At 43.3% G+C, this 18,614-nt stretch carries 18 protein-coding genes and 1 tRNA gene; 4 read left to right on the forward strand and 15 right to left on the reverse strand.

Annotated features, from left to right (window positions below):
• Nucleotides 1-2: 2 nt before the first annotated feature.
• From yjjX to MHM89_RS07730, 3 genes are all read right to left on the reverse strand, one after another.
• Nucleotides 3-563: an inosine/xanthosine triphosphatase gene (gene yjjX, locus MHM89_RS07720; protein ID WP_138508601.1), complete on the reverse strand. Its 561-nt coding sequence runs from the start codon at nt 561-563 to the stop codon at nt 3-5.
• Between the two features lie 41 nt (nt 564-604).
• Nucleotides 605-1,462, reverse strand: a complete 858-nt coding sequence (locus MHM89_RS07725) for an HDOD domain-containing protein (RefSeq protein ID WP_022946054.1) — start codon at nt 1,460-1,462, stop codon at nt 605-607.
• A 234-nt stretch (nt 1,463-1,696) separates the two neighbouring features.
• Nucleotides 1,697-3,844, reverse strand: a complete 2,148-nt coding sequence (locus MHM89_RS07730) for a TonB-dependent siderophore receptor (RefSeq protein ID WP_082342151.1) — start codon at nt 3,842-3,844, stop codon at nt 1,697-1,699.
• 158 nt (nt 3,845-4,002) lie between these two features.
• On the opposite strand from MHM89_RS07730, the gene MHM89_RS07735 reads away from it, so the two are divergent.
• On the forward strand, nt 4,003-4,467 hold the full coding sequence (locus MHM89_RS07735) for a thioredoxin family protein (protein ID WP_239408535.1): 465 nt from the start codon (nt 4,003-4,005) through the stop codon (nt 4,465-4,467).
• A 1-nt stretch (nt 4,468) separates the two neighbouring features.
• Here MHM89_RS07735 and MHM89_RS07740 read toward each other — a convergent pair whose 3' ends face one another.
• Nucleotides 4,469-5,125, reverse strand: a complete 657-nt coding sequence (locus MHM89_RS07740) for an NAD(P)H-dependent oxidoreductase (protein WP_239408536.1) — start codon at nt 5,123-5,125, stop codon at nt 4,469-4,471.
• 154 nt (nt 5,126-5,279) lie between these two features.
• Here MHM89_RS07740 and MHM89_RS07745 point away from each other — a divergent pair, with 154 nt between their 5' ends.
• Nucleotides 5,280-6,116: a LysR family transcriptional regulator gene (locus MHM89_RS07745; RefSeq protein ID WP_239408537.1), complete on the forward strand. Its 837-nt coding sequence runs from the start codon at nt 5,280-5,282 to the stop codon at nt 6,114-6,116.
• A 168-nt stretch (nt 6,117-6,284) separates the two neighbouring features.
• On the opposite strand, the gene MHM89_RS07750 is transcribed toward MHM89_RS07745, so the two are convergent.
• Both MHM89_RS07750 and MHM89_RS07755 read right to left on the reverse strand, forming a co-directional pair.
• Nucleotides 6,285-6,752 (reverse strand): DUF6795 domain-containing protein, encoded by a 468-nt coding sequence (locus MHM89_RS07750; protein ID WP_343224224.1) that lies wholly within the window; start codon nt 6,750-6,752, stop codon nt 6,285-6,287.
• 86 nt (nt 6,753-6,838) lie between these two features.
• A complete protein-coding gene (locus MHM89_RS07755; protein ID WP_239408539.1) occupies nt 6,839-7,306 on the reverse strand; it encodes a DUF6795 domain-containing protein in 468 nt (155 codons plus the stop codon).
• A 448-nt stretch (nt 7,307-7,754) separates the two neighbouring features.
• On the opposite strand from MHM89_RS07755, the gene MHM89_RS07760 reads away from it, so the two are divergent.
• Complete coding sequence (locus tag MHM89_RS07760) at nt 7,755-9,068, forward strand: integrase family protein (protein WP_239408540.1); 1,314 nt, start codon at nt 7,755-7,757, stop codon at nt 9,066-9,068.
• Nucleotides 9,069-9,114: 46 nt separating this feature from the next.
• On the opposite strand, the gene MHM89_RS07765 is transcribed toward MHM89_RS07760, so the two are convergent.
• The 8 genes from MHM89_RS07765 to MHM89_RS07800 all read right to left on the reverse strand — a co-directional run bounded on the left by MHM89_RS07765 (nt 9,115) and on the right by MHM89_RS07800 (nt 16,284).
• Nucleotides 9,115-11,142: a hypothetical protein gene (locus tag MHM89_RS07765; RefSeq protein WP_239408541.1), complete on the reverse strand. Its 2,028-nt coding sequence runs from the start codon at nt 11,140-11,142 to the stop codon at nt 9,115-9,117.
• Between the two features lie 55 nt (nt 11,143-11,197).
• Nucleotides 11,198-11,362 carry a hypothetical protein gene (locus MHM89_RS07770; RefSeq protein ID WP_239408542.1) on the reverse strand — a complete coding sequence of 55 codons (165 nt, stop codon included), beginning with the start codon at nt 11,360-11,362 and terminating at the stop codon, nt 11,198-11,200.
• 222 nt (nt 11,363-11,584) lie between these two features.
• Complete coding sequence (locus MHM89_RS07775; RefSeq protein WP_239408543.1) at nt 11,585-11,725, reverse strand: hypothetical protein; 141 nt, start codon at nt 11,723-11,725, stop codon at nt 11,585-11,587.
• Between the two features lie 449 nt (nt 11,726-12,174).
• Nucleotides 12,175-13,041 (reverse strand): hypothetical protein, encoded by an 867-nt coding sequence (locus tag MHM89_RS07780; protein WP_239408544.1) that lies wholly within the window; start codon nt 13,039-13,041, stop codon nt 12,175-12,177.
• Between the two features lie 935 nt (nt 13,042-13,976).
• Complete coding sequence (locus MHM89_RS07785) at nt 13,977-14,285, reverse strand: helix-turn-helix transcriptional regulator (protein ID WP_239408545.1); 309 nt, start codon at nt 14,283-14,285, stop codon at nt 13,977-13,979.
• A 700-nt stretch (nt 14,286-14,985) separates the two neighbouring features.
• A complete protein-coding gene (locus tag MHM89_RS07790; protein WP_239408546.1) occupies nt 14,986-15,207 on the reverse strand; it encodes a hypothetical protein in 222 nt (73 codons plus the stop codon).
• Between the two features lie 216 nt (nt 15,208-15,423).
• The gene (locus MHM89_RS07795) at nt 15,424-16,014 is read right to left on the reverse strand and encodes an integrase domain-containing protein (protein WP_239408547.1); all 591 of its coding nucleotides are present in this window, start codon (nt 16,012-16,014) and stop codon (nt 15,424-15,426) included.
• Nucleotides 16,015-16,038: 24 nt separating this feature from the next.
• Entirely contained in the window at nt 16,039-16,284 is a 246-nt protein-coding gene (locus MHM89_RS07800) for a phage integrase N-terminal domain-containing protein (protein WP_239408548.1), read from the reverse strand.
• Nucleotides 16,285-16,922: 638 nt separating this feature from the next.
• Here MHM89_RS07800 and MHM89_RS07805 point away from each other — a divergent pair.
• Complete coding sequence (locus MHM89_RS07805) at nt 16,923-18,365, forward strand: SEFIR domain-containing protein (protein WP_239408549.1); 1,443 nt, start codon at nt 16,923-16,925, stop codon at nt 18,363-18,365.
• 132 nt (nt 18,366-18,497) lie between these two features.
• Here the strand turns inward: MHM89_RS07805 and MHM89_RS07810 are convergent.
• A tRNA-Ile gene (locus tag MHM89_RS07810) sits at nt 18,498-18,574 on the reverse strand.
• Nucleotides 18,575-18,614: the final 40 nt, after the last annotated feature.

The following is an 18,614-nucleotide window of genomic DNA, read 5'->3' on the forward strand; positions in this document are numbered from 1 at the left end:
AATTAACGTGTACTCGCAAATAACTCACTGTGATTAAAAGGCGCCATTGCCAGTAACAAGGCCTGTTGGTAACTGCTTTGACGGGTGGCGTGGCCTTGGGTTAACAAGCCAATAGCACCGCCTTGCTGTTTAATATTCTTGGTTGCAAAAGCCTCATCCATCACATTGCCAAGCTCTTGGCCTTGCTCTAGTTTTTGGTATAAGTGCTTTGGCAGCGGCAAATTGCAGCTACGTCCGACACTGTGCTCGTCGCCATGAGCGATAACCACAAAGGCAAAAGTGGCCGCCCCGTAGTCGAACTGCGCGGCGCCGCCTTCCATAGCCATGTAATAATCACCTTGATAATGCGCTTGGCAATAACGAATGCGGTTGTGCGCACCAAGCAGGGTTTGCGCCTCACCTAAAGGTTGATCGGCAACTCCTGAGGGAGCGTCCACACCTTGGCAAATAATGTCTCTATCCGGGAAGTAGGTGGCAAGGGCGGCTTTGGCGGCATTGATCTTTACTGGGTTTTTAGAGCCCACAATCAGCGTAATGGGTTTGTCGCTGTGGCATTCAAGCATGTGTCGTCCTTATTGTGCTGTTTGCCCAAAGTGTAGCATGCTCAATTGGCATTAAATATCAGTAGTGACTCTCCAGCTTCCAAACGGGCTTGATATTCATTTTGTTGCCACCCCAGAGTGGCTAATACTTGGCTTTCAATACTGGACCAATTATTAATGCTACGAAAGCGTTTGTGGGTATGAGCAATGTTTTCTGCCACCTTTAAAATGGCGTAGTACAAGCGCTCTTCTTCACTGCTTTGGTGTTCATCTAAAAAGTCTAAATCATGATGGCGAAGCACGGTATTGCACAGCACTTTCGGTAAATGCCAAGAATGGGCCATGTAAAAACCAAGGATGGCGTGATTACAGGGATAGCGTTTATCTTCAAGCTGAGTCAACGATGCATGGACGTTGTCGTTGGCTTCGTTTAGTACGTTCACGTAATCAGGATAATTCATCGCCATCACGGGAATGCCGATATCATGAAATAACCCCAATGTTTGTAAATTATCAGCAGGCAAGCTTCGCGTTAAGCTTTGGCCGATGTAAACGCATAAGCGTGAGATCTCGGTTGAGGTATCCCAAAACCGCGCCAGGGAAATACAGCACCCTTGTTGCCGAAATACTTGTTTGAGCAAATAGCGGGAGACAATATGGCTAATAGTATTGAGGCCTAAGAGAATCACCGCGTAGTTAATATCGGTGATTTCCTTTTCTTTACCAAAATTGGGTGAATTTACCACGCGAAGCACGGTAGCTGACATCGCCACGTCGGTGGCAATAAGCTCACTAACAACATCAATACTGGGATCGTTGCGGTTTAACTCCGCTTGCAGCTGCTCTAATGCGGCGGGCTTAACAGGCAGCTTAAATCCAGCTTCTAGCTGTGACAGTAATGTTTCGTCAATACCTTGCATTGCCTCTCCCAAAGTTAGTTGGCGCGCATCAAAAAAAGGATGCACCCGTGCTGAGCCTCTAGGGTTTAGTTGTTATACACCAAGTACAGTCACTATCACGCCTAAGTTTAGCGTAAATTCACGGTCGTGACCCGAAAAGTCGTGCACTTGCAACGTGTTATCACCACAGTGGTGTAGGGAGTAGGGCAAAGTGGTGCACTGCAAGGCAGCGCACCAAGAACATTCGATAAGGGTTTAGAACTGATAGCGCACTGAGGCTTTAAAGTTGCGTGGCGCGCCGTAGCGGTATTGATCGTAGAAACCTATTTGATTGTAGTAGCGTTTATCAAAGAGATTATCGAGGTTAATGCTGAGCGTAAGTTGCTCAGAAACAGCATAACGAGCCATGATATTGGCGATACCGTAGCCACCTTGACCTACTTCTACTGGGCCGGTCACTGGGTTGGAAACTTCATCAAAGGTTTCGCTTTGCCAGTTAATGCCACCACCGAGGGTTAAGCCAGCTAGGGCGCCGGAAAAATCATAGGTAGAAAAGACTTTAATCTGATCTTCTGGGTTGGTTGAGTTTAATATCTCGCCTTCTGGTGTTTCGCCCTCTGCATGAGTATACCCCAGATACACTTGCCAATTTTCGGTGATAGCACCGTTAAGTTCGAGCTCTACGCCTTTAGTGCGGGTGCCGTCAATGCCTTTATAAATACGCTGCGTGGTGCCTGGAATGGTCTCGCCAGTGTATTCACCAACATTATCTTGGTCGATTTGAAAGGCTGAAAAAGCAACATCGAGCTTGTCGTTGAACAAGGTGGCTTTAATACCCAACTCGAGGTTTTCTCCTTGCACCGGGTCGAGATATTGGCCTTGCTCGCCAATTAAGCTTTGTGGTGAGAAAATATCAGCGCTGTTGGCATAAATAACCCAGTTATCGGTGAGCGCGTAAGACAGCCCTAAATAGTAAGTGAGTTCGTCGTTTAGTGAGTAATCATGCGCCCGGCCGAAATTATCGGTATCGGTTTGCCATTGGTTTAAGCGCACACCGCTAATTACCGACAATGATGCCGTTGGTTTCAACTGTGCAGCCACATAGGCTGACTGTTGCTCGGTCTCACCATACGAGCCGTAAGCGGCGGTGTCAGCCCACTGCGGCGCAGGGAATGCATAATCATCTTGGCGAAAATCACCGACCTGGGTTGGGGCGTTGATTGCTGGGTAGTAAGGCGTGGCAAATTCTTGCTTTTGCTGATTCCAACCCACAAGCAGCTGATGCGATTGGCCTAGCCAGTCAAACTGGCCCAGTAGCTCGATGTCGCCTGTGTGCTGCGTTCGTTCGGCGTCAATAAAGTTAACTGAGCCGGGGACCATGCCCTCATTGCTTTCCCGATCGGGGTTTCCGCGTACCCACCAGACATCGTACTCTAAGTCGTTATCGCCATATATATAGCTGGCTGAGAGTTGCCAATGTGAATTGAAGTGATGCTCAAACGTCACCACCGAATTAAGCGCTTGGGTTTTTGATGATGACCAAGGTTGTGCCGTTGAAGTGCCACGGTCGTATTGCGTGCGACTACCATCGCTATAAAATATCGGCATCCCTCCAGACATGGTTCCTTCTGGGTCGGTATATTGATAGTCAGCACTTACTCGTAATAAGCTAGCGCGACCAATATCGGTTTCAACTGCGCCGTATAAAGTGGTTTGGCTTTGTGCAAAGCGCGATTGGAAAGATTCACGATCGCTGTAGGCAGCAACAACTCGACCACGAACTCCCCCTTGTTGGCTCAGTGCCCCAGAGGCATCAACGGTTGCTCTTTGGTAGTCCCATGAGCCCAGTGAAGCAGAGACATTAACCTGAGCGACCTCGGTTGGGCGTTTGCGGATAAGGTTGATAGCCGCAGAAGGGTTACCGGCTCCTAACATTAATCCAGTGGCACCGCGTACCACGTCAACGCGTTCATAAATTGCTGTATCGGTTAAGTTATCTCCATAGTTGAAACGGGTGTCGTAGGTGGTTGCAATACCATCGTATAAAATACTGTTGACGCCAATACCGCGCGCTCGAATGGAAAACTTGCCATTATCCGCCTCGCGAATACTGATCCCGGTGACAGCACCAATCGCCTCAACTGGACTGGTTAACTGTTGGTCTTGCATACGCTGCTGGTTAATAGCAATGGCAGATTGTGGGGTATCAAGGTGGTTCAAATCCAGCCCGGTGGCGGAATTTAAAGACTCAACGCGATAGTCTCTGTTATTGAGTTTTTGTCCGGTTACCGTGAGGACCTCGATATGACGGGTATCGTCTTTAGCGCTGGCTAAGGCGCAATTGATGGAGCTGAACGAAAGTAAAAGACTTAAAAAAGGTAGGGAAAATCTAAAAGAGCACATAAAATAAATCCGTTATTTTGATGAATAAAGAAGCGCTTACAGGATTGTGAAACTGCTAGACGCTTTGGAACTGAATTAGATACGCGAGCCATTATAAAGAAAGGTGAATAAATGTAAATCATTATCATTTAATGTTTTGCTATGACGCCGGAGGATAAATGAAAGTATTTCTAAGAGTTAGTTGCGCCCTGCTGTGTGCTTTGTTGATGGTAACGCCCCTGCAAGCCCAGCAAATACAGCAAGGGGCGATGAGTGGCGAGCAGTTGCTAATTGACTATCCCGCTTTTCAACAGCATTACCAAGACTACCAACCCACAGAGCAAGACTTGCAAGCAATGGCTAAGTTAGCTGGTAAGGAGTTAGTGGTGTTACTAGGCACCTGGTGTCACGACAGTGAGCGGGAAGTCCCTAAACTGCTTAAATTGCTAAAGCACAGCGAAGTTGAGCTCGCCCAGGTGTCGTTCGTTGCCGTGGACTACCAAAAGCAGGATAAGGCGGGTGTGGCTCAACGTTTTAATCTTAAGTACACACCCACGTTTATTGTTCTAGATGAGGGGCAAGAAATTCACCGTGTGGTTGAAAAGCCCAAAAAATCGCTAGCAGCCGACCTTACGCGTTTTTAAGTCATTGCGCAGTGAGCTGCTGAGCAAGCTCACTAAGGCGCGAAAATGCCTGCTCTCGAGATTGCTGGTGACGCTCATCAGCAAATTCTTGCCCTTGTATTTGCACATCAATAAAGCGCTCTACACCTAGATAATGCGCCACCGTTTTCAGATGCGGCACTAAGTGGTTCATGGCGGCTTTATGCTCACCAGGCGCAAGGCCATACTCGCCACATGACCAACACAAAATAAGCGTTTTCCCTCGTAACAGTGGACGCAGGGGCGAATCACCCCGCGTGGCATCAAAATCGAAGGTTTTATTAATTCTGATCACCTGATCAACCCAGGCTTTTAATGCACTGGGCATCCCATAGTTATACATCGGGGTAGCTAAGACAATAACCGAGCTTGCCGCTAATTCGGTGATTAAGGTGTCCGATTCAAGCAGTGCCTGTTGATGAGAATAACTTCTTTGCTCGTCAGCGGTGAAACAGGCCTCAATCCAAAATTCGCTAATGGCACTGGGAGGGTGTTTGCCCACGTCTCTGCGGATAATATGCACCGCCTGCTGTGGTAATTGACTAATGAAATGGTCGGCCATTTGTCGAGATATCGAGCGGTAACTCGGGTTTTTCTGATCGGCGGCGCGAGCGCTGGCATCAATACGTAGTAGCTTCATAATTAACTCCGGTTGTTGGGGGAGTGATTACTATGGGCTTTTGAAGCACTGTGGCGCAAACGGATAAAACTCAGCTATGGATGAGATAAACTCATCTACTTGTGGTGCTCTATTCACGTATACTCAATGCTTATTTACTCTTGGAGATAGCGTGATGCTGCCTTCTTTAAATGCGGTTAAAACCTTTGCCGTCGCGGCGCGTAAGAAAAGCTTTAAGCTCGCCGCCGCAGAGCTCAATGTCAGTGCCACCGCTGTCTCACACCAAGTACGTAATTTAGAGCAGTGGCTAGGCAGTAAGCTATTCATTCGCACTGCGCAGCAAGTTCAGTTAAGCGCCGCCGGTGAGCAGTTATACAGCCATATTCACGGCGCTATGGATGATATTGAACAAGGCCTCATGCAGCTTAAACGTCAGCAAAGTCGCCTGCTTATTCATACAACCAGCGCCATAGCCACGTGGTTGATGCCGCGCATAGAGCACTACCGCGCACAGCAGGGCGAGTTGGCCTATCAGCTCATCACTTCAGAGCAGATAGCCGTTACCGGGCAGGAGCTAAGTAATGAGATAAGCCTGCGCTTTGGTGACACCAGCACTGTGCCGGCATCGCAACGTGTGAGCCAAGCGAGTTATGGGCTCTACCAAGCGCCGCATAAAGCGGATGAGTCTCAGGTGTTTATTCCCACATGGAAACAAAAAGGCTTAACCGAGCCACCTTGGCAACAATTTATTGCCAATAATAATCTGAATGAGCAGGACTTTGACCGCCAATACTACGATCTCGAGTTTCTTATTTTGCAGCAGGCGATAGCCGGGCGTGGTTACGCGTTTTTACCGCAGACCTTTGCCCAAGACGCAGTGCAGCAGGGGCTGTTAGTACAAAGTCGGTGGCAGCCAGTGCCCAGCGAGCAGGGAGTCTATTTTTATCAGGGAAGTACAGATAAAACAGCGGCGGCACAGCATTTTATGCAGTGGCTACAGGAACGTGGATAGGTATAAAGTGAAGTTATCTGTTTCTTAACAGGGACCCTCGCCAAGGTCATTCTGATTAGTTATCTAAGCTGGCAGGCAAATGTATGGAAGAAGTGAATGAGCACACCCTAGGGGTCGGCGCACAATATCTTTAAGCTATTGCTGATAGGTGGCTACTTGATGCCTTAGTTAATCCTGAAATACCTCAAGTACTTTGAAGTCAGCGTCCCAGCGACACCTACTATTAGCGAAGTACTTCACCTGAGATACACCACTATCAAACTCAAATTGTACTTCTGGATCCGTTAGATCGCCGATAATATTACCCAGCTTTTTAGCAAAAGAATCTAGTTCGTCTTTGCCCCGGTGTTTGGCAAACCATATTAGCGGTTTATTTCCATCAAACTCAGCATAAATATACTGGTGGGTAAAACTATCGAAAAACGGCTTGTTGGGCTTGCGAGATAGAATGCTGTACTTTGCAAGCGAGAAACAACCTTCGGAATCAGTGACCGTGCTATCTGAAAACTCTTGTTCACCTGAATAAGTGAGAATGCGGCGCACGCGAACCTTATTTGCAGGCAGGCCATTAATAAGTAGTTGCCCAGAGACCCTAGAGCAAAGAACTATTTTATGTTTTCTAAAGATGCTAATCATATCCACTATGAGGTTCGAAGGTTAGTATAAGAATTTGATTGCCTTAGAGCAGGTTTTATAGCCACCCATGTTCTTTTTAAACTTAGCTAAGACCCTACTACTTTTATGATCTTAAAATCTTTATTCCAACGGCCACGGCTATTGGCACAGAAAAGAGTCTTCGGCATTCCACTATTAAATTGAAACTGCACTTCATCGTCATTTAAATCGCAATTAATAGTCGATAACTTTTTAGCGAAAGATGCCTGTTCAATTCTACCGCCTTGCTCTGCAAACCAAATTAAAAGTTCTTCTCCTTTATATTCAGCATAAATATATTGGTGAACAAAGCTCTCAAAAAACAGCTTGTTGGGCTTGCGAGATAGAATGCTGTATTTTGGAAGCGAGAAACAACCTTCGGAATCAGTGACCGTGCTATCTGAAAACTCTTGTTCACCTGAATAAGTGAGGATGCGGTGAACATGAATCCCCTTCGCGGGGTGACCGCTGATAAATAATTGTCCCTGTACTTTGGAGCATAGATCGACTTGTTGTTTTTTGAATATGCCAAACATAGGGGATTCCTTTTCTATCTATCACTGAGAGTGGCAGCGCAAGCGAAAGAGTGTCAGGGGACATGAGCCATCCATAACTCAGCGGTATTTCCGTATTTAGGAAATGTAAACTTTCTAGAGCACTAGGTCAAAACTTCCGGCTAAAAGGCGTAGAAAGGGAAGTGTAAATTCAGTCTCCAGTCGCTTTGGAGTAAGAATAGACTTTAAGTAGCTAAGGGTGTTTTCTATAAGAAAGAGTAGTAAAAATGGTGGCCCCACCTGGACTCGAACCAGGGACCTAACGATTATGAGTCCCAATATGGACAATTACCATGACTTACTTTTTTAACTTGTTAATTACTAAATAATTCATGGGGTTATTGATATAAAGGCTGCCTCTGGTGCATAAATCTTTATGTAATTCAGAGCGTTAATTTTTGCGCTCAAAGTAGCACAGAGGTAGCACCGCATGGCAGACACTAAATTTCGCTTCACAGAACAGCAGCTCGAAAAGCTGACTTCAACCAATAAGCGCATTCGATATTTCGATAGCTTCTTACCAGGTCTTGTTTTGGATATCACCAAAGCGGGCAGGAAATCATTTCGCGTTTATAAAAAGATACCTGGGCGAGTGAATCCTGTTTCAGTAACACTCGGATACTTTCCATCACTTAGTCTAGATGCAGCTCGCCGTATGGCGTGTAAAGTGATGGCCGATATTGCCGATGGTATTAACCCTAATGACACCAAGCGCCAGTTTAGGGCTGCGTCAGTCACTCTAATCGAGGCTTTTAATGCATTTCTCAGAGCTCGTAGCCTAAAGCCCATTACGGTGCGTGGTTATGAGCAGACGATGAATTGTTATCTATCAGATTGGCACTCAAAGCGTTTGGCAGATATTAACCAGACTATGATTTTAAAGCGCCACCGCAAAATCACCGAGCAAAGCCGCGCTCAGGCCGACCTCACCATGCGCGTTATGCGCGCGCTGTACAACTTTGCCAAGGCAGAATACAAGTCATCAGAAGGGCGTTCATTATTCCCTGATAACCCTGTAGATGTGCTTTCAGAAAAGCGCATGTGGAACAAGGTGAAACGCAAGACAACCCGTTTACGCCGCTCTCAACTCAAGCCATTTTTGGAAGCACTCAACAAGGTTCGGGACGAAGCCAAAATGTATCGCCAAAACGACCGAGTCGTGTTTTGCGATTACATCGAGTTTGTAACGTTTACCGGCTTAAGGAAGATGGAGCTTTTACAACTACCTTGGTCGCAGGTTTTTATGGAGGACAAGCTATACCTTCTGAAAGACACCAAGAATGGTGAAGACGTTGAATTCCCTATGACGACCAAGCTGATTGAAATCTTTGAACGCCGTAAGGAATATAAAGTCTCTCCTTACGTCTTTGGTAAAGCAACTGGCAAAGGGTGGCTTACTGAACCTAAGAAGACACTCGCTAAGATATGCGAACTGGCCGATGTTCAAATTACGCTTCACGATCTGCGCCGCACGTTTACGTCTATTGCCGAGAGCAATGGTGTGTCAGGATACCGCCTTAAGCGCTTGCTAAACCACTTAACTGATCAAAGTGATGTAACCGCTGGGTATACGATATTAACAGCTGAGGAGCTTAGAGAGCCAGCACAGCATGTGACAGATCGAATTTTTTCCTATTCAGTGGCTAAAGGCATAGGGGAGTTAACAGAAATAGAAAGGCTTAAACACTTACTTACGGGGCTTTCTAAGGAAAATAAATTGGCGTTATTGGCTGAGATTATTTAATTTGTAAGGCACTGGATATAGTGCCTTACGTTACGGTTCCGGAATGTTATTTCGGATGGAATTCGTCAATCACAATCTTAGAAGGGCAAAGGCCAGAGTAGATCTCTAAGAACTTATTTCTGGCATTGGCTAATAACTCATTTCCATTTTCGTAGTCCGCGCTATATCGACCTGATTTAGAGTTAATAATCCATTTTTCGTTTTTGTAATGAAGTTCCCCACCGATACGAGCTGACTTAAACCCTGTTAGGGTTGGGTGTCCCCGTCTGTCAATTTCCTCTCCAATCAATAGAGCACCATCTAGAGATATTACCCAAATCCTGAATTCATCCTGTACGCCATTAAGTAATTCAGGAAAGTCATCTGATAGACATTTCTCTTGTTTCCCATAATAACTAATCCCAACTTGGCTATGTAGTTGGCCATCTGAAATTTCTTGTTTATTAATGCGTTTTGGTGCCCTTGGTTTACCGAATTGCTTGTCCAGATAAGCAAAGTAATTGTCCTTTGCCGGTTGAAATGAACGTATTAGGGGAACAAGAAAGTCTTTGCCCGAATAATCTTCATGTAGGGGTTCATACTCAAGAATGTTCTTGAGGGGTCGAGTAATAGCGTCAAAGCCGCTTTGATCGTATATTGAAATTCCTGCGATTGCATCTCCCTGTGGAATTTCAGTGGAGTCGAATAGAATATCAAATAAAGGTAGCCCTTCACTTTGAAATTTCGCTCTCCAAATGTATTTAGCCAAAGGCTTGCACAATATTGCTTCTTTATTAGCGACATTAGGCGTTTCAATTAGACCGCTTTTATAAATAGCAGAGCTAATTAGCTGTATATCGAATGTCACCGAAGGGCAGTCTTCCCCAAGCTCTTTGTAGTAATGGGTATATTCATGAATGATAGAGTTGCATGTATTAGCAATATACTCAGAGGGAATTCTGATCTTTCTATAATTCGGGACAATTAGACTATCAGGGATAAGGATCTGTTCGGCATCTTGCCAATTACCTTGTTCATCTTTTTCTTCTAACATGAGACCCCACTCAATAGGTGCTTCGGTTTTTCCTTCAATGAGTGAGGTAACTTCTTTATGGTTAGTAACTATTCGCATTCTGGCGAAAGGACCAATCCTATCATCATGAATATATAGGTAATTATTACTTTTAAGTTCCTTGTACCCAAGAATTGTGACAGCGTGACCTCGCCCTTCACTTATTAGCTGAGCGTGCTCTTCTTTCCAATACACATCAGCTCCAAGAATTATAGGGAGGTCGCTATTTAAATAACTTTTTACAATATTGAAAAAGTTATCAGATTCAGTACTGGACCTAGTATCAATATTAAATTTATGGTTTCTCAGCTTTTGTATATCTAAAGAACGAAGAATTTGTTTATTGGTCAGCCCCTTATTGGGAAAGCTATTGTGAGAATCTACGACATGGTTTATCGCTGACAGTGTGATTTCGCTGGACGAAGGCACGGTTCGTAAATCATTTTTATCTAGTGCCTGGAGTGCAGTCCAAATCGAAGTTGTTGCGCATGCTGAGACAACCTTATCTTGCTCTTGGAATGCGACAGTATCTACATGCAAGTTAAGACCGAATAAATTGACTTTGTACCTGTGACTAAGAGCTTTTTTGTGGTCGTTATCATTAAAGCTAGGATATAACCTCAAGCAGGATTTACCAATAAAGGTTTTGGGTAATGGTTTTACGACGATAAAGCCAATATATGCATCCTGAAGTGCTCGGTGTTTTTCGTCAGAATAGTGGCTGAGGTAAGACTGAAAATCAGGGTGATTTATATCTTTAGAAAAGAAGTGTAGCCTTGCGCAACGGTCACCATACTGATTAAAGCATTTTACATAGTACCTTGAATAATCTTCCAAAAAGTCTCGATCTACATAGTCAGGTTCAAGCAATATCGTCTTAGCACCAAAGTCTGAAAGATATCGATAGAGGTATTTAATCTGGTATTTTGAATTAATGTCGGGAAATTCTGAACCGAAGCGTTCTTTTACCAAATTACTCAAAGTTTCTTTGGCAAATTCACAAAGGAGGAAGTCTGACTGCATTTTTGTTCCATCAAAAAAGGCAGCTTGGCAGCTGCCTTCTCATCCACAGAGATGATTAAAGGTTATAACTACGAGAAAAAAATTTGTCGGTAGGGGCCTGGTTGCGAGCTTTTTCTGAGTAGGCCTTGTCGCGTTCGTTTTGACGGTTATTGAAACCTAGAGCCACTCTTTTATCAGCCTCTTTGCATCCTGCAAGTTTTGCCAACTTCTCAAAAGTCATATTAAGAACCTATTCTGTGATTCAATTGGGTCGAATATTATACAGATAAAGAAATCACCATCAATATCTGCCGTGAGTTTTTTTATGCATCGACAAATCGAGGGAAACTTAAATTTTCCACCGATGACTAAAAATTAGCAGTTGAAAGCTATCAATACAAGCTTGTTGGTGCATTTATATGGCGGTGGGTTCGGTTTAGACGCAATTACATACTCTTTGTGTTCATAACTCTTCACCAAAGAAATCTTTGAGATGAGACTCGGCAAGTGCTTCCATTTCTCTTAACGCTTTATGCCTCACCGCAGCCTCTTCAAGTTTTTTGTTTTGGTGCATTTGCTCTTTGCCTTTGTTCGAAGAAGTCATCGGGAAGGGCGATTCGAACGAGGTCTTCTATTCGCTTAATAGGCTTTACATCATGCTTCTTACTTGCGCATGATAGAGCAAATCTTAAAGGTCTCTTAATATCAATAATTAGATACAAAGCCATTCCTACAGCCTCGTGGAGTTGGGTGCCTTTTAAATGATCGAATTTCTTCATGTATTTTTTATACTTATAAGCTTTGTTATTCACAGTTAGGTGCCCCTAATAATAAGAATTTTGGATATTGAGAATTTAAGATATTAAGCAGGGAGCTAGAGGCCTTGATACCAAAGGGCTGCATTGGAGGTGCTGTCCTTCAGTGACAAACTTTTGCACGCCAGTGACAAACATTTGGTTTTCAGTGACATAAATTTGTTCGCCAGTGACAAACTTTTGTCCCCCAGTGACATTACTAGCAACTACTTATACATAATTTGTAAGCAGCTATACGCTAGCCTCCTCGGCCGCGAAGTAGGTAGTTATTGGGTGGAATGACGATACCTTTGCCCTTTTTATCTACACTAATGCCTGAGCGAGGATGGCTGTCGAGAATGAAGTCTAAAGCGTGCAAAAAGCGCCGTTTGAACCTACTCAGAGCTAGCCCTTCAAGATAGGGAAAGACGTCTTTGTGAAGAGTCACCCAAGGGACAAAACCAACTCTTTCACGTCCATAACCTCGTCGTATCAGGTACAGGTATAGATCGTGGGCCAGAACAATGTCTTTCGCTCGAGCAAGTTGAAGAAATCTCAAATCAATGGGAATAATGCTTTTATCATCGGCTATCAGCGCTTTAAAGCTGCTCGATGGGGTATAGAGAACCTGTTTGTACTTTGCTTTGAAGTGACCAATGCCATACTCACTGTTGAGCAAGCTATCTGCTTCAACGAAGAAGCCCCTTCTTCGCATTTTATCTTTTGATTTGTTTGTAGGAACAACTGCAAATGTTGTATCAAAGACTCTTTCGAGAGAGAGTAAAAAATTAGCGTATGTGCCACCGGATATACTGTCTTGTCCTGTTATCTGCTGAAATAGGTCACTTACAGATTTGGCTATGACGTAAGAGGGGAGCTCAGGTCTCCTACTGATCTGTGTTGTTAGGTGAGCAATAATCAACCTTGCATAGTGCCCATGGGGCAAGATTTGAGGACTGCTCAACGTCACTGTTTTGTATTTACCAAAGCCTTCGACAGTACATACCTCAAGCTTTTTAAGAGGCAAGATACATGGGTCGATCAAAAAGGCAGGATATGAACCAATGGTGCGCTCTTCAATAGGGCACTTTGTAATTATTTCTATGCTGTTATGGGATAGGGCCATTAGTTATGAACCTCCCCGCTACGAATTAAAGGTTGCGTTTCAATCCAATGGTGGAACTCTGAGATAGGGAACAGTGTTTTACCCCCTTGCTTAATAAAGAGGCAGTGCATGACACGCTTTCGCTTGTCTATTCTCACTTAGCTTGTTGTATAAGGTTTGCTTAGAGCAGCATAGAGCTTCTGCAATTTCATCTGCTGTATAAAATTGAGGTTTGATTTTCGGCATAAAGCACTCCGTTTACTAATACATGGAATGCCTTACTATTATGGGAATGAATTTACCGTTGTCTCAGAAAAACCCCCCTGACTTTTCCGGAGCTTTTTTTGAGCAATTGAAGGGCAGGGATAGAGCTCAATTTTACATGTCAAATCGGGTAATAGCTTAGACTGCCTTTCTAATTATTACGCAATTTCGTTCTTCGAAACAGCAACCAGAAAAACAAAATAAGCGACAAGATCATGATATTGCTGACGATTAACGGTAGCATGTTGCTGTATCCTTCGGTTGGTGTGTTATCGGGTAGAATTAGGCATGCCTAATTTTGGGGCTTACTTATAGCCTTGTTCCTCTTTGTATCTCTTTAGCTTTAACGTTTGCAGTTAAGCCCAGATGAGGCCTGAATTGAACTCTTTGATGCTGCTGTCTTCATAACTTAAGTCTAGTTCATCCATAATCGTTTCTTTGGATGCGCCGGAGATTGCCAACCTTGCTTCTCTTGTCGCGGCGAAGATAGCTGCAAAGTAAGCCTGAATCTTTGTGTGCTCGCAAGCGGTGCCTCTAATGCAGGTCTTAGTAATCTATGGGAAACAGTGGATTTTTATAGGGCGAAGCTCGTAGATATTGGAGGTTACTAGCTACAAAATATTCAGTACATTTCGATGAGTAAACGAGGGTGGATATTATTTAACCCAAAAATGCTCAGATTGTTATGTGACTTACTTGCTTTTTTTGCTAAGTATTAATTCAAAAGCTGTTATTACATCAGCCAACGAAGCTTCATCAGCCAGCTTTGTCAGGTCGTCTATTGCACTTGAACTTGTTTGAAAGGATTCGACTGAAATATTAAAAAGCAAAGCGGCTTTATTAATAACCTTTTGTGAAGGGACTTTCTTGCCATTTTCTATTAATGATAAATATGTTTTTGAGATATCAAGCTCAGCGGCTACTTCACTAGGCGTTAAGTCATTTGCCAACCTCAAGCCTTTGAATTTAAAACCTATTAATAATTGATCTGTGTTGTTCATTTCCTATTCCTAAAAGTAATATTAAAAAATTTATCTATAGGTAAGCCGAAAGCGGGATATATGGCTGACATGTGTCGACCATAGGCGAGCTGCACTTATAAATACTACTGACATATTTAAAAGAGTTAGTTCATTATTATTGATATTGGACGTGACGAAATGACTCAGCTTGCTCGCGGTTGCTGAAACCCAAGAGGTAAAAGAAACTTTAGAAACAAAGCAGTTGCAGTCCTCATTAGTTAAAATTCGATGCAAGATACAGTCGAATGATAAACAAACGTGATAACTGTCTAACGACATTGTTAAGCCCAAAAATTTGCTTCTAGTCATATGCGTCATAGTAAACACCTTAAATCCGAGATAAGTCAGTTTTCTACGAATTTTGACAGGACAGTGACCACTCTCCTGACATGAAATCGATGTTGATTATACAGAGAGCAATTCTTTATTAATTTTCATTAGAAGTAGACTCGTAAAATAAAAACAACAACTTAATTAACATTAAAAACCGAATTATGATTAACTTACTCGTTATTTTTCCTCAAATTTAAACATGGTGGTACGGCTAACTTTAGTTCTGTGCTAAAGACTTACAGTAAATTAGTGGCGACTGATAGCGCAAAATTCTAATAGTTCACCTCCTTTGTTGCGAAAGAGCGAGTTTAAAATAGTGGTTAGCCATTTTAAGGAAGCTGCTGTGTTAGTCCCCGGTGCCCAGTAGCTCAATGAGCTTTAGGATACTCAAAACAAGTTGTACTCCAACGCCATCGCCAGTGAGATTGGAACTTTCGTTTTCAATTGATTCAAGTTCGCTGATAGCTTTTTGGATTAATTGTTCAAGTATTTGATCGTTATGAAACTTGCTTACTTCCAGCGCCTTTCGTAAATTTTCCACAGCATTTTGGACTGCCAAGTCTGTCATTATAACTTTCCTCTTTAGGAGTAGGTCAGAAGGCAGTCACATCGATAGCTAGGTGTTATCTGATGTCCAATTCAACAGATAGTTTTAACTATATAGGTAATCATAAAGTTAATCAAGTTTACTTTTTAATTTGATTAACTTTTTGTAAGTGCGCTTTTTGAGAAGCGCATTGTGTCTAAATAAGGTTGCGGTAAGTAAATGAACGAGAAGTTTAGCTTAGCTCCCTAGGTACGTATACGTAATACTAAACCTTTCATGCCCTAGCTCTTGGCTAATTTGCATGCGTGCGTTGTAATCAATGTCTCGTTCTTTACCTACCAAATGCATACGGCGTGGACCGCCGTTCGCTGGGCATTGCCAGCCGGTTAGCTCTAAGTATCGTTGGCGAGCATAGTGATGGCGAAGGCCGTGATTTTTGCTAAGGCCTACCTTATTAGTTTCGCGCTCATAGCGGCGCATTTGGTCAACATAGCGGTCTGTAGCGTGAATTAATGATGAGCGTGTAAAAGACCGGATTTCATCTAAAAGAGATCGCTGTGATTCTTTAAGAATTGGCAAGGTGCGGGGTTTACCGCCCTTAGTCCATGAGCCTTTTAAGCGGATATGATTGCCTTGGTCCGCGTAGCTGACGTTGAACTTGATCGCTTCTTCTCGGCGTAGCCCGAACTCTTGCTGAAGGCGTAAGGAAAGCTTCACATAAGGGCAGCCAATCTGAGCATGCTTCTCCATGTCTAATTCTTTGGACTTGCCCAGGGGGCTATTTCGCACTTTGTCGATGCCGTACTCATCGTTGGTTCTGGCTACCACATTACGCTTGCCGATTTTATCCGCCTACCACCGTATTGCAGACATACGGTTCTTAATGGTTTTATTTGCAAGTTTTTGTTCTTGCCAATGCTTTACCAGGGCAGTGACGTGTTTTGGCTTTAGGCCTTTAGGGTCTTTGAGTTTAAAGCCGAAACCGTGAAGCTGCTTTGCAATAAGGTTAAAAATGTTCTTTCTATTTTGCCGAGTGCTATGGCTGCTCTCTTTATGCGTAATGTTTAACTGGTTCAGTGAATATCCCAACTGGCTCATATCAATTCCTCAAGAATAAAAGTGGAAGATAGAAAACCAAAACCGAAGATCAGGGGGCACAAGCCAATATAGGTAAGTTTTAAAGCCACTTGGCTAGTACGTAACTAGACAAGTTGTCATAAGACACATGGGCTGACTGATCTAAAGCAAACAAGCAAAGCGGCTCTGAGTCTGTCGATTCAAGGCGCAGACTATAGTGGTTTTGGTGATTATTAATGTGGCTCTGTTGAGCCTGACAGCTACGGTTGTAGCCCCTCTTGACGTGTTGAGGGCAGTTGGGAGACGCCCATTTTCTTGTTTGCTCATTGAGAGCAGTTTCATATTTAAATTAACACATCGATCACTGATTGCAAGTAGCTAATTTACCTGGTGGATGCATTTCCCTCGACTGGCCTTTTGACTTTTAGGTCGGGTAATTGGGCTCAAGGCATCATGAGCAGCGGCTTTGAGCGGAGCGACTCTGTTAGTCGTCCCTACCTCTTCGAGTAGGGACAACAATAGTTGCATTAAACTTAGTTCCAATAATTATTACATTAATCATAGGTGAGAAATAAGTTTAGAGCGCCGATTACTGACTATGTAGCAAAGTTGTGAGAGAGTATTTGATAAGCTCAAAAATAAAAGAAAGGGACATACAAATGGCTGAGCAAGAAAACGGATTACCAAAAGTTTTTATTTCGTATAGTTGGTCTAGTACACATCATCAGGAGATGGTTAAGTATTGGGCTGACAGGCTACTGCATGACGGGATAGACGTGATTTTAGATATTTACGACTTGAACGAGGGAGATGAAAAATACGCTTTTATGGAAAGCATGGTCACAGACCCTAGTATCACTCATGTTCTGGTTGTTTGCGACTCAAAATATACAGAAAGAGCCAATGCTAGAGAGAAAGGGGTGGGAACTGAGTCCACTATTATTTCTAGTGAAGTTTATAAGCGAGTAAAGCAGAGTAAGTTCATACCAATATTATGTGAATTTGATGGAAGTGGCGAACCGATAACTCCAGCTTTTATGAACGCTAGGATTGGCCTAGACTTTTCGACACCAGAGTCCGTTAACGAAAACTGGGAACAGTTAATTCGCTTACTGTATAACAAACCTCTTCATGTTAAACCAAAAAAGGGTTCTATACCGTCATACATAAAGCATGATACTGCGTTACCTGCAAATGAACCCCGAGCGAAATTTGAATCGCTTAGACAAGCCGTACTTCAAGAAAAGAAAGGAATTAAAATTTATAGAGCTGATTTCCTTCGCTCTTGTCTTACTTATGTGGATGAGCTACGAGTGAGGGAAAGGCCGGATGAGGAAGACTTAGGTCAAAAGGTATTGAATGATTGTATAAAGTTAAAGGTCATAAGAGATTACATATGTGATTGGCTTCTCTTAGAAGGGGGAATAACTTCAGACTTAGAACTTAGTGAATCCTTGCTAGAAATGTTGGAAGGGTTATTGGAAATGAAAAGTAAACCAAATAGCCTTACATCATGGAATGAAAAGTGGTTTGAAGCCCACTCGGTGTTCGTCTATGAAATGTTTCTATATGTCGTAGCTGCATTGATTCAACTTGGGCGCTATGACTTATTGAGGGAGTTGTACTCATCACATTATTTACTACCTCAATCTCCCGGTTACTCAAATCTAGATTTTGATGATTTTAGTTGCTTTCACGGTAGCTCTGAATTATTGCAAGATGTTTTGAGGCCCGGTGAAAATCTCTGCTCCCCTAGCGGAGAGCTCTTCAAAATCCAAGCCGATAGGGATGATTTAAAGTTTCATGACATTGTACAGGCGGAAGCTGTGACATTTCTTGTCGCTATGTTGAGTGAAGTATATTGGTACCCAGGAACATTGCACTACATTTCCCATCATGAGCGATTACCTGTCTTTGTGAGAGCTGCACAGCATAAACACTTTGAAAAGCTGGCAAAAGTTGCGGGAGTAGAGAGTGCCACCGAACTAAAAGACAGATTTATGAGCGCCTTGAGTCAATTCGGTTTTACGAATTCTAGGCAGTTTTTTCGTTTGGACTTTAAGAGCTTACTCAACCTCGATGGATTAGACCGCCTTAAATAGTAACTTGTTGCTATTCGGAGTTTTAGATTTGGAAATATAGTTCCAGTACATAATGGTGTAGAATCAAAGTAGCACAGAGGTAGCACCGAAGGGATTCGGTTAGTAGTTAATAACAAGGAAGAGTAGAAAGAATGGTGGCCCCACCTGGACTCGAACCAGGGACCTAACGATTATGAGTCGTGCGCTCTAACCAACTGAGCTATAGGGCCATTTGCGTGCCACTGATAAAGGTATCAGTATCCTGACAAG

This window comes from Pseudoalteromonas sp. CNC9-20 (genome assembly GCF_022347875.1).
In the GTDB taxonomy this organism is placed as follows: domain Bacteria; phylum Pseudomonadota; class Gammaproteobacteria; order Enterobacterales; family Alteromonadaceae; genus Pseudoalteromonas; species Pseudoalteromonas ruthenica.